The sequence below is a fragment of the Streptomyces sp. NPDC048002 genome (genome assembly GCF_040653275.1).
Lineage (GTDB): Bacteria > Actinomycetota > Actinomycetes > Streptomycetales > Streptomycetaceae > Streptomyces.
In genome coordinates this window covers 74,184-88,809 of record NZ_JBEZNL010000035.1, presented here as the reverse complement: position 1 = coordinate 88,809, position 14,626 = coordinate 74,184, and the positions used below count along the sequence as shown (strand labels likewise).

The window sequence follows — 14,626 nt, the reverse complement described above, 5'->3', positions numbered from 1 at the left end:
CCTTCGGCGCCCCGGCAGCTCCCGCCCCGGCCCCCGCGCCGCAGCCCGCCGCCCAGGGCTTCACGCCGCCCCCGGCCCCCGCCCCGTCGGTGCACGCCCAGCCGACGATCATCGCCCCCATGACGCCGCCCGCCGGAACCCAGGTCCCGCCGCCGGCCCCGGCCCCCGCGCCCTACGGACAGCCGCCCCAGCAGCCGTACGGCCAGCCCCCCGCCCCGCCCGCCGCGCCGATGCCCCCCGGCTACGGCTATCCCCAGGCGCCGCAGGCTCCCACCCCGCCCCCGGGGTACGGCCAGCCGACGCCGCCGCCCGGCTACGGCCAGCAGCCCCCGGCGTACGGCCAGGTCCCGGGACAGCAGGCCGCCCCCTACGGCGGTGCCCCGCAGGGCGGCTCCCAGGCGCCCGGCGTGGCCGCCGCGCTGGAGCAGTTCCGCGAGACGCCCACCGGGCAGCGCTGGACGCAGCAGAACAAGAAGATGGTCCGCGTCGACCTCGGCATCGGCGGACAGCCGGTGCTCGCCCGGCAGGGCAGCATGGTGCTCTACCAGGGCAAGGTCGACTTCAGCTACAAGGGCGCCGGGTTCGCGGGCCGCGTGGTGGGCAACGCCACCGGCCAGGAGATGCAGCTGATGCGCTGCACCGGCCAGGGCCAGGTGTTCCTCGCCGAGAACAACACGATGGTGCACCCCATCGAGCTCCAGGGCGACGGCGTCTGCGTCTCCGCCGAGAACGTCCTCGCCTTCGACGAGGGCCTCCAGTACGAGGTCCGTCGTATCGAGGGACACGGCATCCCCGGCGGCGCGCTGTTCACGATGCAGTTCACCGGCACCGGCACGATCGTCGTCAAGACGCACGGCACGCCCGTCGTCCTGCCGGTCACGCCGACCACCTTCGCCGACTGCAACGCCGTCGTCGCCTGGTCGGCCGCCTCCCAGGTGGTGGTCTCCAGCCAGGTCCGCATGCGGCGCAACGCCTACCCCGGCGACACCGGGGAGAGCGTCAACCTGCAGTTCCGCGGCGCGCCCGGCAACTTCATCGTCGTCCAGCCGTACGAGATCTGAGGGAGAGCCCGTCATGAACCAGCCGCTCGCGGGCTACGCTCCCGCACCGGTCACCGCCCGCATGGAGAACCACGGCAACCATATGCTGAAGGTCGCCATGCAGACGGGGCACGACCTCCTCGCACGCGTGGGGTCGATGGTCGCCTACGAGGGGTTCGTGCAGTACGAGCCCAACCCGCCCGCCGTGCGCCAGATCGCCAAGGACTGGATGACCGGTGAGGGCGCGCCGCTGATGAAGTGCTCCGGCGACGGACTGCTCTACCTCGCCGACTACGGCGCGAACGTCGTGGTGATCAACCTCAACGGCGACGGGATCTCCGTCAACGCCACCAACCTGCTCGCCTTCGACGCCCATCTGACGTGGGGTGTCGAGCGGGTCAAGGGCCTGGCGAAGTTCGCCGGGCAGGGCCTGTGGAACACCAAGATCTCCGGGCAGGGCTGGGTCGCCCTGACCTCCCGGGGCAAGCCGATCGTCGTGGACTGCGGCGGCGGCGAGAACGAGACGTACGTCGACCCGGACGCGCTCGTGGCCTGGTCCCCGAACCTGAAGGTGAAGGGCAAGCGCAGCTTCAAGGCGCAGTCGCTCATCGGCCGGGGCAGCGGCGAGGCCTTCCAGATGGCCTTCTCCGGCACGGGCATCGTCGTCGTCCAGCCCAGCGAGGACAGCACCGACCGCCTTCGGGTCCGGGGCTGAGGGGGAGCCAGAACGTCATGCAGAGTCCGCTTTTCGCCTACAACGACCAGCAGTCCCAGGAGCGCTGGAGCCTGCAGAACAAGCAGATGCTCCGGCTCACCCTGGAGGGACACGACGACATCCTCGCCCGCAAGGGCACCATGGTCGCCTACCAGGGCCTGGTCGAGTTCGACGCCGAACTCCAGAGCGGCGGCCAGGGCCGCACGCGTGCGCACACCGGCGAGGGCCTGGACCTGATGCGCTGCCACGGGCAGGGCACGGTCTACCTCGCCAACCTCAAGCAGCACATCCACATGGTGGACGTGGACCAGGACGGGCTGACCGTCGACAGCAGCTACGTGCTGGCGATGGACTCCTCCCTGCACCACGAGGTGATCGCCGTGGACAGCCTCTACGGCATCTCCGGCTCGGGGAAGTACCAGCTCAACATCACCGGCCGCGGCAAGGTCGCCCTGATGACCTCCGGCATGCCGCTGATGATGCAGGTCACACCCGACAAGTACGTCAACTGCGACGCCGACGCCATCGTGGCCTGGTCCACCGGCCTGCGGGTGCAGATGCAGGCCCAGACGCACTCCTCCGGGGTGTGGCGGCGCCGCGGCAACACCGGCGAGGGCTGGGAGCTGAGCTTCATGGGCAGCGGCTACGCCCTGGTGCAGCCCAGCGAGCTGCTGCCGCCGCAGAACGCCCAGGTCGGCTCCGGTCTCGCCGCGCAGTACGGCATGGGCCAGCAGGGCGTCCGCGCCCAGAACCAGGGCAACGTCTGGAGCTGAGCGCGCCACGGGAAGGGGCGACCGCGCACACGGTCGCCCCTCACGCGTTCACAGCCGCGCGCGGGCCGCTTCGAGCAGGCGCACGACGGAGTCGTCCGCCACGTCGGCCACCTCGTCGTAGGCGAACCAGCGCAGGTCCAGCGACTCGTCGCTGATGGCCGCCACGGCGCCCGGAGCGGCCAGCGCGGCGTACTGGACGTCCAGATGCCAGGCGCACGGGGTGTGGTGCCGGTCCAGGCGCACCGGGCCGCCGGGCAGCAGGGTCAGGCCGGCGATGCCCGACTCCTCGGTGCCCTCGCGCAGCGCGGCCGCCGCGAGCGTCGTGTCACCCGGTTCGCAGTGACCGCCCATCTGGAGCCACATCCGCAGCTTCCTGTGCAGGGTCAGCAGGACCTTCCCCGGGGACGGGTCGATCACCAGGGCGCTCGCCGTGATGTGCCCGGCCGCGTGGGACTTCCACATGCCGTCCGGACCGTCCGCGAGATGGTCCAGATAGGTCTGGCGCAGCTCGGTCTGGCCCTCGTAGTCCTTCAGGACCAGGACCGCGTCGTCGTACAGGGTCACTCGCCGTCGTCGTCCTTCTCGGGGTGCTTCTCCAGGTCGGGCCTGCCCGCGGTACCGCCGGCCGCCTCACCGAGCATCTTGTCCAGCTCGGAGAAGTCCATCTGCTCGCGGTGGACGAAACCGTCCGGGTCGTCCAGGTCGGTCGCGGTCGGCAGCATGTCCGGGTGCGCCCACAGGGCGTCCCGGCCGTCCACTCCGCGCGCGTCCGTCAGGGACGCCCACAGGCGCGACGCGTCGCGCAGCCGGCGCGGGCGCAGCTCCAGACCGATCAGCGTGGCGAAGGTCTGCTCGGCCGGTCCGCCGGAGGCACGGCGGCGGCGCAGGGTCTCGCGCAGCGCGTCGGCGGACGACAGCCGTGGCTTCGCCGCCGCGTGCACGACCGCGTCCACCCAGCCCTCGACCAGGGCCAGAGCCGTCTCCAGCCGGGCCAGGGCCGCCTTCTGCTCGGGCGTGTCCTCCGGCTGGAACATGCCCTGCTGAAGGGCGTCCTGGAGCTGCTCGGGGTTCTGCGGGTCGAACTGCCCGACCACGTCCTCCAGCTTGGCGGTGTCGACCTTGATCCCGCGCGCGTAGCCGTCGACCGCGCCGAACAGGTGCGAGCGCAGCCACGGCACATGCGCGAAGAGACGCTGGTGGGCGGCCTCGCGCAGGGCGAGATAGAGCCGCACCTCCTCCTTCGGCACGCCCAGGTCCTTGCCGAAGGACTCGATGTTCACCGGCAGCAGCGCGGCCCTGCCCGCCGGGCCGAGCGGCAGGCCGATGTCGGTGGAGCCGACGACCTCACCCGCGAGGACCCCGACGGCCTGCCCGATCTGCGTGCCGAACATGGCGCCGCCCATGGAGCGCATCATGCCGATCAGCGGGCCCGCCATGGCCTGCATCTCCTCCGGCAGGACATCGCCCATCGCGGTGCCGACGCGCTCGGCGACCGGGTCCACGAGCTCCTTCCAGGCCGGCAGCGTCGCCTCGACCCACTCCGCGCGGGACCAGGCCACGGCGGAGCCGGCGCCGGACGGCAGCGAGGTCGCGTCGTCGAGCCACAGGTCGGCCAGGCGGACGGCCTCCTCGACGGCGGTGCGCTCGGCGGGGCCGACGCTCGCGTCCTTGACGCCGTCCGACGTGCCCTGGGAGACCGTCTGGCGGGCGATCTGCTTGGCCATGTCCCAGTTCACCGGGCCGCCCTCGTAGGAGAGCATCTGCCCGAGCTGCTGGAAGGCGGCGCCCAGGTCGGTGGGGTTCAGCGAACCGAACATGGCAGCGAACGGGTTGTCCGCGCCGGGGCCGCCAAAGCCACCGGCACCGGGCAGCCCGCCGAATCCGAACGGGTTGGCCGGTCCCTGACCACCGCCGCTCTGCTGGTCCTTCTTCTTGCCCTCGTCGCCGTCTTCCGGCTCCTCCGGCGGAAGGCCGAATCCGAATGGGGTGTCACTCACGGGATTCCTCGGCTGGTAAGGCCGCCGGTCTCACTCCGACGGCGCGACTGCCCGATAACACCACCCAGCGTAGACACCACGGGCGGTTGGGGCCTCGGTGCTTCGCCGACTCCCGGCCTGCGGCAGGATGGATGCCACCTGGTACGTACGCGTCGATCGCGCCCGTACTGAAGACAACCGCTGGAGACGCCCGGTGAGTTCCCCTGATCCGCAGGTTCGCGCAGCGCGAAACCAGTCAACCGGTCCCGCCATGCGCGGGCCCGTCGTCGCGGTCACCGGTGCCGCGTCCGGCGTGGGAGCCCTGCTCACCGAGCGGCTGGCCGCGTCCGAGGAGATCAAGCAGGTCATCGCCATCGACGAGCGCCGAGGCGAGTGCGCGGGTGTGCAGTGGCACATCCTGGACGTGCGGGACCCGGCCATCGCGGAGAAGCTGCGCGGCGCCGACGTCGTGGTGCACCTCGCGCTCGATCTCGACCTGGAGACCGACGGAGCCGCCCGGACGGCCTACAACGTCCGGGGGACCCAGACCGTCCTCACGGCGGCGGCCGCCGCCGGGGTGCACCGGGTGGTGCTGTGCACCTCGTCGATGGTCTACGGCGCGCTGCCCGACAACGAGCTGCCGCTGTCGGAGGACGCGGAGCTGCGGGCGACCGCCGAGGCAACCGGGGTGGGCGACCTGCTGGAGGTCGAGCGACTCGCCCGGCGCGCTCCGCGGGCGCATCCGGGACTGAACGTGACCGTGGTGCGGCCCGCCGTGCTCGTAGGGGGCACCGACACCGCGCTGACCAGGTACTTCGAGTCTCCCCGCCTGCTGGTGGTGGCCGGCTCGCGGCCCGCCTGGCAGTTCTGCCACGTCGAGGACCTGTGCAGCGCCCTGGAGTACGCCGTCCTGGAGAAGGTCGACGGCGAGCTGGCCGTCGGCTGCGACGGGTGGCTGGAGCAGGAGGAGGTGGAGGAGCTGAGCGGGATCCGGCGGATGGAGCTGCCCTCCGCGGTCGCGCTCGGTGCCGCCGCCCGGCTGCACCGGATCGGGCTGACTCCGTCACCGGCCGGGGACCTCGCCTACACGATGTACCCCTGGGTGGTGAGCGGCAGCCGGCTGCACGACGCGGGGTGGCGGCCGCGCTGGACCAACGAGGAAGTGCTGGCCGAACTGCTGGAGGAGGTGTCCGGCCGGCACACGGTGGCCGGACGGAGGCTGGGCCGGAAGGACGCGACGGCCGCGGGCGCGGCCGGGGCGACGGTGGCGCTGCTGGGCGCGGCGGCCGTGGTGCGCCGGGCCCGCAAGGCCCGGCGGCGGATCTGAGGCGCCCACGGGGAGCCACCGGGAGCCGCCGGGCCGTCCGCCGGTTCCCGCCCGCCGGTTCCGGTCCGCCGGAAAGGCGGGCGCGGCACCTCCCCAAGCGCCTCGCTCCTGTACGAGCTTCCAAAGAGGTACGCGTGTCTGACGGGTGATTCTGGTATTCCCGGTTGTCCGAGGGGTGCGGCACGATGGAGCCATGGCACCCACGAACGACCACCCCGGTGAGCTGGCCGGGCAGGACCCCATCAAGCTGATCTCCGTCCGGGAGACCCCGCTCTCGCTCGACGAGGTCTTCCGGGCCGTCGGTGACGACGCCGCCGGGGGGACCGCCCTGTTCGTAGGGACCGTGCGCAACCACGACGGAGGCGCCGACGTCGACGCGCTGGGCTACTCGTGCCATCCCGGCGCCGAGAATGAGATGCGGCGTGTCGCCGAGAAGGTCGCCGGTGATTTCCCGGTGCGTGCCCTGGCGGCCGTCCACCGGGTGGGGGACCTGGCGGTGGGGGACCTGGCCGTCGTCGTCGCCGTCTCCTGTCCCCACCGCGGTGAGGCCTTCGAGGCGTGCCGCAGGCTGATCGACGACCTCAAGCACGAGGTGCCCATCTGGAAGCACCAGAAGTTCTCCGACGGCACCGAGGAGTGGGTCGGCGCCTGCTGACCCGTTCGGCATCAGCCGCCCCATGCTCCGCTTGCGTAACCCCACCCCTGGCACCAGCGTTGTCGGTGTGGATGGTTAATCTGCTGATCAGTCAGTTGCGGTCGCTCATGGGGTCGGGAGGACGGTATGGCGGCGCTCGCCTGGTTGCTGATTCCGCTTGTCGCTGCGGTCGGTGCCGGTCTGTGGGGCGGTTGGGCCAACCGGACCCGGAAGGCCCGCAGTGACGGTCCGGAACTGGACGGATATGCCCGGTTCCGTGCCGCCATGGAGAAGACGCAGCCCTGACGGGACGCCGACAGGGGCGTCCCGTACTGTCGAGGCATGCCACGCCGCACCGCGACGATGCTCGCCTCCACCCTGATGCTGATCGCGCTCCTGTGCGCGGGAGTGTTCATCCCCGTGCCCTATGCGGAGATGTCCCCGGGGCCGACGGTGAACACGCTCGGGGACCACGACGGCGAGCCGGTGCTCCAGATCTCGGGCCGCAAGACCTACGCGACCAGCGGCCACCTGAACATGACCACGGTCAGGGTGACCAGCGCCGACTACCGGATGAACCTCGTCGAGGCCGTCTACGGCTGGCTCGCGCACGACAACAAGGTCGTGCCGCACGAGACCCTCTACCCGGACGGCAAGACGGAGGAGGAGTCCACCCAGGAGAACGCCGAGGAGTTCAGCCAGTCCCAGGAGAGCGCGAAGGTCGCCGCCCTGGAGGCGCTGGACATCCCGGTGGAGTCCTGGGTGATCGTCTCCACCGTGGTCAAGGACTCCCCGGCCGAGGGCAAGCTGCACGCCGGCGATGTGATCAAGGCCGTCGACGGTACGGCGGTGAAGGAGCCGGCGGACGTCGCCGAGCTGGTCACCCGGCATCAGCCGGGCGAGGACGTCACCTTCACGATCGTGCCCGCGCAGGAGCAGGCGGCGGCCGAGAAGGAGCAGCGGAAGCCGACCGGGGCGGAGCAGGTGAAGATCACCACCGCCGCCTCCGACGACACCGGCGAGAAGCGGGCCATCGTGGGGATCTCCGCGGGGACCGACCACACCTTCCCGTTCACGATCGACATCAAGCTCGCCGACGTGGGCGGGCCGAGCGCCGGTCTGATGTTCGCGCTCGGCATCTACGACAAGCTCACCCCGGGCAGCCTCACCGGCGGCGCCTTCGTGGCGGGTACCGGCACGATCGACGACGACGGCAAGGTCGGCCCCATCGGCGGAGTGGAGATGAAGACCGTCGGCGCCCGCGACAAGGGCGCCCGGTACTTCCTCACGCCCGCCGACAACTGCGCGGCCGCCGCCAAGGACACCCCCGACGGGCTCACCCTCGTCAAGGTCGGCACCATCGACGACGCGCTCGGCGCCCTCGACGACATCCGCTCCGGCGACACGGCCGACCTGCCGAAGTGCTCGACCGGCTGATCACCGAAGTGCTCGACCGGCGGATCCACCGAAGTGCTGCCGTCTGATCCACCGGAGTGGAGCCGGGGCGGGGCCGGGGCCGGGGCCGGGGCCGGGGCCGGGGCTACTCCTCGAAGGTCGCCGCCAGCGCCTCGGCCAGCCCCGGCACCAGGTCCTTGCCGGTGAGCACCTCGGTCGGCGCGTCCTTCTCACGCAGCCGCAGGGCCGAGTCACGGGTGCCGTCGCGCAGCACCGCGACCGTCATCCGGACCTCCTGACGCTCGGGGTGCCGCGCGACCCACTGGGTGAGCGCGCGCTCGTCGAGATCCTTCGGAACCTGCGCCTCCGCGGACGGCGGCAGCATCAGGCGCTCCACGGTGAGCGCGCAGCCGGCCACCGCACCGGGCCAGGCGATGGTGGCGAGGAACTCATCGAGCGGCTTGCCCGTTGGAATTTCATCCTGCTCGATCGGGGTCAGGCCGGAGGTCTCCTGCTCGTCCTCCAGACCGAGCTGGGCGGCGAGGCCGGGTTCCTGGGCCCGCAGCCGTGCGGTGTCTACGAGGGCGAAGAGTCGGGCGGGCTGGTCCCAGCCGAGGCCGGAGGCGTACTCGTCGATCTCGAGTACGGCCCGGGTGAGCGGGCTCGCCGCCATGGGAGTGTTGGACATGGTCACAATCCTGCCTCGTTCCCACCCGGAATCGGGAACCGAGTAAAGCGTGAGTAAGTTGCATAGGTGTGGGCCTACGATCACGAGGCCCCCCGGAGGGTCCAAAAAGTCGAGGGCCTGACGGATCGACAGCGAACTTCGAGGTGCGCACCTTGGCTTTCCAGATGCCGGACCGCGGCGGAGGCCCGACGGGGCCACGGATCAGAGTGGGCCGCCCGTCCCGGCGCGTCCGGACCCTGCTCATGACGCTGGGCGTCCTTGCCGTACTCGGCATGGCGTTCACCATGTTCGCGGGCTTCTGGACGGACTGGCTCTGGTACCGGTCGGTGAACTACTCGTCCGTCTTCACCACGACCCTGTGGACGAAGATCGGTCTCTTCTTCGTCTTCGGCCTGCTGATGGCCGTGTCGGTCGGCTTCAACATCTGGCTGGCCCACCGGCTGCGCCCGCCGCTGAGCGCCATGTCCATGGAGCAGCAGAGCCTCGACCGCTACCGGATGGGCATCGCGCCCTACAAGAAGTGGCTGCTGCTCGCGATCACCGCCCTGGTCGGTCTGATCGCCGGCGCCTCCGCCTCCGGTCAGTGGCGTACCTGGCTGATGTGGGTCAACGGCGTGTCCTTCGGGCAGAAGGACCCCCAGTTCCACCTGGACGTCAGCTTCTACGCCTTCGACCTGCCCTGGTACCGGTTCCTGCTGGGCTTCGGCTTCGCCGCGACGATCCTCTCGCTGATCGCCGCCGCGCTGACCCACTACCTCTACGGCGGGCTCCGCGTCACCAGCCCCGGAGCGCGCGCCACCTCGGCCGCCACCGGACACCTGTCGGTGCTGCTGGGGATCTTCGTGGCGCTGAAGGCGGTCGCCTACTGGCTCGACCGGTACGGCCTGGCCGTGAAGTCCAGCGACTTCAAGGCCACCGACAACTGGACCGGCCTGAGGTACGTCGACGCCAACGCCTATCTGCCGGCCAAGACGATCCTGTTCTGCATCGCGGTGATCTGCGCCCTGCTGTTCTTCGCCACCCTGTGGCGGCGCACCTGGCAGCTGCCGGTCATCGGCTTCGGCCTGATGGTGCTCTCGGCGATCCTCATCGGCGGTCTGTACCCCGCGATCGTCCAGAAGTTCCAGGTCCAGCCCAATGAGCAGGCCAAGGAAGCGCCCTACGTCGAGAAGAACCTCGCGGCGACGCGCGCGGCGTACGGCATCGACGACGCCCAGGTCACCGAGTACTCGGGCCAGAGCTCCACGGACGACAAGGCCAAGCTGCGGGACGACGTCGACAAGGCGGCGAGCATCCGCATCATGGACCCGAACGTGGTCTCGCCGACGTTCCAGCAGCTCCAGCAGATCCGGAACTACTACGGCTTCCCGACCAACCTGGACGTCGACCGGTACAGCAAGGACGGCAAGGACCAGGACACCGTCATCGGTCTGCGCGAGCTGAACCTCAGCGGCATCCCGAAGAACAACTGGATCAACGACCACTTCCGCTACACGCACGGCTACGGTGCGGTCGCCGCCGAGGGAACCAGCGCCGACTCCCAGGGCCGCCCGGTCTTCACCGAGTCCGACCTGCCCTCCAAGGGCGATCTCGGTGAGTACCAGCAGCGGGTCTACTACGGCGAGAAGACCGAGACGTACTCGATCGTCGGCGGTCCGCAGAAGGAGATCGACTACTCCGACGACAGTGGCGAGAAGACCTACAGCTACAAGGGCGACAGCGGGGTCAATCTCTCCAGCCCGGTCAACCGCGCCGCGTACGCGGTGGCGTTCAGCGAGCCTCAGATCCTGTACTCGGGCGCGATCGGCGAGGGCTCGCGGATCCTCTACAACCGCACCCCCAAGGAGCGCGTCGAGTCGGTCGCCCCGTGGCTGACCATCGACGGTGACGCCTACCCGGCGGTCGTCGACGGCAGGATCCAGTGGATCGTCGACGCCTACACGACCACCAACGGCTATCCCTACGCCTCGCGCACGACCCTCGGGGACACGACGGCCGACTCACTGACCGCGACGAACGACTCGCGCGCGGTGGTGGCCCAGCAGAACCAGGTCAACTACATCCGCAACTCGGTGAAGGCGACCGTCGACGCGTACAGCGGCGAGGTCAAGCTCTACCAGTGGGACACCCAGGACCCGGTCCTGAAGACCTGGATGAAGGCGTTCCCGAACACCGTGGAGCCCAAGGGCGACATCTCCGAGTCGCTGATGGCCCATCTGCGGTACCCGCAGGACCTGTTCAAGGTCCAGCGCGAGCTGCTCACCCGCTACCACGTGGACGACGCGACCACGTTCCTCAGCGGCAGCGAGGTGTGGCAGGTGCCGGACGACCCGACCAACAAGGCGGGCGACGCGGTGCCTCCGTACTACCTGAGCATGAAGATGCCGGACCAGCAGGAGCAGGCGTTCTCGCTGACCACGACGTTCACTCCGAACGGCCGTGACAACCTGAGCGCGTTCATGGCGGTCGACGCGGAGGCCGGCACCTCCGACTACGGCAAGATCAGAATCCTGAAACTGCCGACGAACACCACCGTCAACGGACCCAAACAGGTCCAGAGCCAGTTCAACTCCGAACAGGACATCGCCGAGACGATCAGCCTCCTCAGCCGAGGCGACTCCGAGGTCGAGTACGGCAACCTGCTCGCGGTGCCCCTGGACGGCGGTCTGCTCTACGTCGAACCCGTCTACGTCCGCGGTGGCGGCCTCAAGTACCCGCTGCTGCGCAAGGTCCTGGTGACCTACGGCGGCAGCACGGCCTTCGAGGACACCCTGGACGAGGCGCTCAACAAGGTCTTCGGAGCCCAGGGTTCGACGCCCGAGCCACCCGAGGACGACGGCGGGGACACTCCTGACCCCACGCCACCGCCGACCTCGGAGAACCCGACGGTCCAAGAGGCGCTGAACGACGCGCAGAAGGCCTTCGAGGACGGCCAGCAGGCGCTGAAGGACGGCGACTGGGAGGCCTACGGCAAGGCCCAGGAGGCCCTGGAGGACGCCCTGCGGCGGGCGGAGGACGCCCAGGCAGCGGAGTCGGGCGACGGTGACGGCGGAGGCGCGAGCCCCAGCCCCACCTCCAGTCCCGACAGCGGCTGATCAAGCCCGCCCCGCGCCGTGATACGGTTGCCGAACAACGGCGCGGGGTGGAGCAGCTCGGTAGCTCGCTGGGCTCATAACCCAGAGGTCGCAGGTTCAAATCCTGTCCCCGCTACTGAAAGCGAAGGCCCGGATCCTCACAGGATCCGGGCCTTCGTGATGTGCGAACGCATGTGCCGAGGGGTGTCTGCGGCCGTGCCGCTGAGGGGAGTTGGGCGAACTGTGTTTGACTTGTCTCTCTGTGGGCATGTCGACAAAACGCTGAAGTGACCTCACTGGCTGCGGTATACCAGGTGTACCCAGGTTGCAGGTGGTGCGACGATGGACGTTATGGGGGACAAGGCAACTCTGTTGGAGACAGGGCGTTTTGTGCAGTCTTCCGACCGGGACGAAGCCGGTGAGGCCGCCGAGGAGCTGCGCCTCAGGCTCGCGGCCGACGCCGGCGACGCCGAGGCGATGAGCGTGCTCGGCGCTCTGCTGCTGCGCCGTGGCGATCTCGACGGGGCCGAGCCCCAGTTGCGTGCCGCCACCGCCGCCGGGGACCGTGCCGCCGCCAACAATCTGGGAGTTCTGCTCCACCAGCGCGGCTATGCCGACGAGGCCGCGGGCTGGTGGCGGATCGCCGCCGTCGCGGGATCGGCCGCCGCCGCGCACGCGTTGGGGCGTCACCACCGCGAGCGCGGGGACGAACCGGCCGCCGAGTACTGGCTGCGCCAGTCCGCCGAGCAGGGCCACGCGCTGGGCGCGTACGCCCTCGCCGATCTGCTGGAGCACCGCGGCGACCCCGGTGCCGCGCGGTGGATGCGGGCCGCGGCGGAGCGGGGCCACCGCGAGGCCGCGTACCGGCTCGCGCGGGCACTGGACCGCCGGGCCGTGGGGGAGGCCGACGGTGACAACGGTGTCACGGGTGATTCCGCCGTAGATGCCCCCGGCGGTCCCGCCGCCGAGGAGGCCGAGCAGTGGTACCGGCAGGCCGCCGCGCGCGGACACCGCCGGGCCGCGCTCCAGCTCGGGGCGATCCTGGAGCGGCGCGGCGAGCTGAAGGAGGCCGGCCGCTGGTACCTGACGTCCGCCAAGGACGGCGAGGCCCGTGCCGCCTGCGCGCTCGGCTTCCTGCTGCGCGACGCCGGGGACGAGGAGAACGCCGCCGTGTGGTGGCTGCGGGCCGCCCAGGAGGGCGACGGCAACGCCGCCAACGCGCTCGGCGCGCTGCACGCCGAGCGGGGCGAGACCCAGACCGCCGAGCGGTGGTACCGGGCCGCCATGGACGCCGGTGACGACAACGGCGCGTACAACCTCGGGCTGCTCTGCGCCGAGCAGGGGCGGGTGGCCCAGGCCGAGCAGTGGTACCGCAGGGCCGCCTACGCCGGGCACCGGGAGGCCGCGAACGCGCTCGCGATCCTGCTGCTCCAGGGCGGGGACACCGCGGGCGCCGAACCCTGGTTCTCCAAGGCGGCCGAGGCGGGCAGCGTGGACGCCGCCTTCAACCTGGGCATCCTCTTCGCCGGCCGGGGGGAGGGTGGCGTGGCGCTGCGCTGGTACGAGCGGGCCGCCGCCGCGGGGCACACCGAGGCCGCGCTCCAGGTCGGCATCGCCCGGCTGCGGGACGGTGACGAGGCCGGTGCCGAGCGGCATCTGCGGTGCGCCGCCGGCGGCGGGAGCGCGGAGGCCGCGTACCGGCTGGCGACCGTGCTCGACGCCCGTCGGCCCGCGCCTCCCGCCCATGAGCTGGGCGAGACCGTGCACGAGAAGAGCGAGTGCGAGGAGTGGTACGAGCGGGCCGCCGGACAGGGGCACCGCCGCGCGCAGGTGCGGGTGGGGATGCTCGCCGCGGCCCGGGGCGATGTCGTGGAGGCGGCCCGGTGGTACCGCGAGGCGGCCGAGGCGGGTTCCCGCAACGGCGCCTTCAACCTGGGGCTGCTGCTGGCCAGGGAGGGCAGCGAGCCGGAGGCGGCCGTGTGGTGGACCCGGGCCGCCGACGCCGGTCACGGGCGGGCGGCGTTGCGGCTGGCCCTCGTCTACGCGCGTCGTGGCGAGCTGGCCGAGGGGCAGCGCTGGGCCGACCGTGCCGTGGCCCTGGGCCCCGGTGAGGTGTCCGAGCGCGCGGCCCGGCTGCGGGACGCCCTCCGGGAGGAGCTGTCGGCCTGAGCGGGCGCGGTGCCGGGGCCCAGCGGTCCCGGGGCCACCGCGGTGCCCGGGCCCCGCGTAAAGCGATTTGCCTCCGTCCGCGTCCTTGACGTAACGTTGCATTCACCGACGCGGGGTGGAGCAGCTCGGTAGCTCGCTGGGCTCATAACCCAGAGGTCGCAGGTTCAAATCCTGTCCCCGCTACTCAAGGCCGAGGGCCGGAATCCGATCAGGTTTCCGGCCCTCGGTGTTTCCCCCGGGTGCGCCTCAGAACCGGAAAGAGCCCCGGCACCGAGAGATCGGTGCCGGGGCTCTTTCGCTGTTGTCTGTGTTACGCGGCCGCCGCGCAGTTCGGGCAGATGCCGCGGTACGTCACCTCGACGTCGGAGACGGTGAAGCCGAACCGCTCCGTGGTCGGCAGGTCGGCGAGCGGGTTGCCGGTCGGGTGCACGTCACGGATCGCGCCGCACTGGGCGCAGACCAGGTGGTGGTGGGGGCGGTGCGCGTTCGGGTCGTACCGCTTGGCCCGCTTGTCGGTGGCGACCTCCAGCACCTCGCCGAGCGAGACCAGCTCGCCCAGGGTGTTGTAGACGGTCGCCCGGGAGATCTCGGGCAGCTTCGCGACAGCCCTGGAGTGCACCTCGTCGGCCGTCAGATGGACGTGTTCGCCGTCGAGGACCTCGGCCACGACGCGCCGCTGCGCGGTCATCCGCCATCCACGTCCGCGCAGCCGTTCCAGAAGGTCGCTCATGCGCTACAGCCTAACAGCAAGGTGACCAGGTTCCGAATGGGTGTGACTTTGGAAGCTTATTTGACTTAGACAATGTCCATTGTAGGATCGAGACCGGCTTTGGCC

Annotated in this window: 13 protein-coding genes and 2 tRNA genes; 11 read left to right on the top strand and 4 right to left on the bottom strand. The window is 70.9% G+C overall.

Annotated features, from left to right (window positions below; all coding sequences use genetic code 11):
- The 3 genes from AB0E07_RS31200 to AB0E07_RS31190 form a co-directional block, all read left to right on the top strand.
- On the top strand, window positions 1-1,061 hold a 1,061-nt coding region (locus AB0E07_RS31200; RefSeq protein ID WP_362259686.1), incomplete at its 5' end, for an AIM24 family protein.
- Window positions 1,062-1,074: 13 nt separating this feature from the next.
- Window positions 1,075-1,755: an AIM24 family protein gene (locus AB0E07_RS31195; RefSeq protein WP_362259684.1), complete on the top strand. Its 681-nt coding sequence runs from the start codon at window positions 1,075-1,077 to the stop codon at window positions 1,753-1,755.
- A 17-nt stretch (window positions 1,756-1,772) separates the two neighbouring features.
- The gene (locus AB0E07_RS31190; RefSeq protein ID WP_362259682.1) at window positions 1,773-2,528 is read left to right on the top strand and encodes an AIM24 family protein; all 756 of its coding nucleotides are present in this window, start codon (window positions 1,773-1,775) and stop codon (window positions 2,526-2,528) included.
- A gap of 48 nt (window positions 2,529-2,576) precedes the next feature.
- Here the strand turns inward: AB0E07_RS31190 and AB0E07_RS31185 are convergent, their stop codons facing one another.
- Entirely contained in the window at window positions 2,577-3,092 is a 516-nt protein-coding gene (locus AB0E07_RS31185) for an NUDIX hydrolase (protein WP_362259680.1), read from the bottom strand.
- Window positions 3,089-4,525, bottom strand: coding sequence for a zinc-dependent metalloprotease (locus tag AB0E07_RS31180; protein ID WP_362259678.1), 1,437 nt, complete (start codon window positions 4,523-4,525; stop codon window positions 3,089-3,091). The genes AB0E07_RS31185 and AB0E07_RS31180 overlap by 4 nt, the downstream gene beginning before the upstream one ends.
- A 193-nt stretch (window positions 4,526-4,718) precedes the next feature.
- Between AB0E07_RS31180 and AB0E07_RS31175 the strand changes: the two genes are divergently transcribed.
- The 4 genes from AB0E07_RS31175 to AB0E07_RS31160 all read left to right on the top strand — a co-directional run bounded on the left by AB0E07_RS31175 (window position 4,719) and on the right by AB0E07_RS31160 (window position 7,902).
- A complete protein-coding gene (locus AB0E07_RS31175; protein ID WP_362259676.1) occupies window positions 4,719-5,831 on the top strand; it encodes an SDR family oxidoreductase in 1,113 nt (370 codons plus the stop codon).
- A gap of 193 nt (window positions 5,832-6,024) precedes the next feature.
- Window positions 6,025-6,486 carry a molybdenum cofactor biosynthesis protein MoaE gene (locus tag AB0E07_RS31170; RefSeq protein ID WP_362259674.1) on the top strand — a complete coding sequence of 154 codons (462 nt, stop codon included), beginning with the start codon at window positions 6,025-6,027 and terminating at the stop codon, window positions 6,484-6,486.
- A gap of 126 nt (window positions 6,487-6,612) precedes the next feature.
- On the top strand, window positions 6,613-6,771 hold the full coding sequence (locus tag AB0E07_RS31165; protein WP_362259672.1) for a hypothetical protein: 159 nt from the start codon (window positions 6,613-6,615) through the stop codon (window positions 6,769-6,771).
- Window positions 6,772-6,807: 36 nt separating this feature from the next.
- Entirely contained in the window at window positions 6,808-7,902 is a 1,095-nt protein-coding gene (locus AB0E07_RS31160) for a PDZ domain-containing protein (protein ID WP_362259670.1), read from the top strand.
- Window positions 7,903-8,005: 103 nt separating this feature from the next.
- Here the strand turns inward: AB0E07_RS31160 and AB0E07_RS31155 are convergent, their stop codons facing one another.
- Window positions 8,006-8,548: a PPA1309 family protein gene (locus AB0E07_RS31155; RefSeq protein ID WP_362259668.1), complete on the bottom strand. Its 543-nt coding sequence runs from the start codon at window positions 8,546-8,548 to the stop codon at window positions 8,006-8,008.
- Between the two features lie 143 nt (window positions 8,549-8,691).
- On the opposite strand from AB0E07_RS31155, the gene AB0E07_RS31150 reads away from it, so the two are divergent.
- From AB0E07_RS31150 to AB0E07_RS31135, 4 genes are all read left to right on the top strand, one after another.
- Window positions 8,692-11,643: a UPF0182 family protein gene (locus AB0E07_RS31150; protein WP_362259666.1), complete on the top strand. Its 2,952-nt coding sequence runs from the start codon at window positions 8,692-8,694 to the stop codon at window positions 11,641-11,643.
- A gap of 41 nt (window positions 11,644-11,684) precedes the next feature.
- Window positions 11,685-11,758, top strand: a tRNA-Met gene (locus tag AB0E07_RS31145).
- Window positions 11,759-11,964: 206 nt separating this feature from the next.
- Window positions 11,965-13,791 carry a tetratricopeptide repeat protein gene (locus AB0E07_RS31140; RefSeq protein ID WP_362259664.1) on the top strand — a complete coding sequence of 609 codons (1,827 nt, stop codon included), beginning with the start codon at window positions 11,965-11,967 and terminating at the stop codon, window positions 13,789-13,791.
- Window positions 13,792-13,900: 109 nt separating this feature from the next.
- A tRNA-Met gene (locus AB0E07_RS31135) sits at window positions 13,901-13,974 on the top strand.
- A 127-nt stretch (window positions 13,975-14,101) separates the two neighbouring features.
- On the opposite strand, the gene AB0E07_RS31130 is transcribed toward AB0E07_RS31135, so the two are convergent.
- A complete protein-coding gene (locus AB0E07_RS31130) occupies window positions 14,102-14,521 on the bottom strand; it encodes a Fur family transcriptional regulator (protein WP_362259662.1) in 420 nt (139 codons plus the stop codon).
- Window positions 14,522-14,626: the final 105 nt, after the last annotated feature.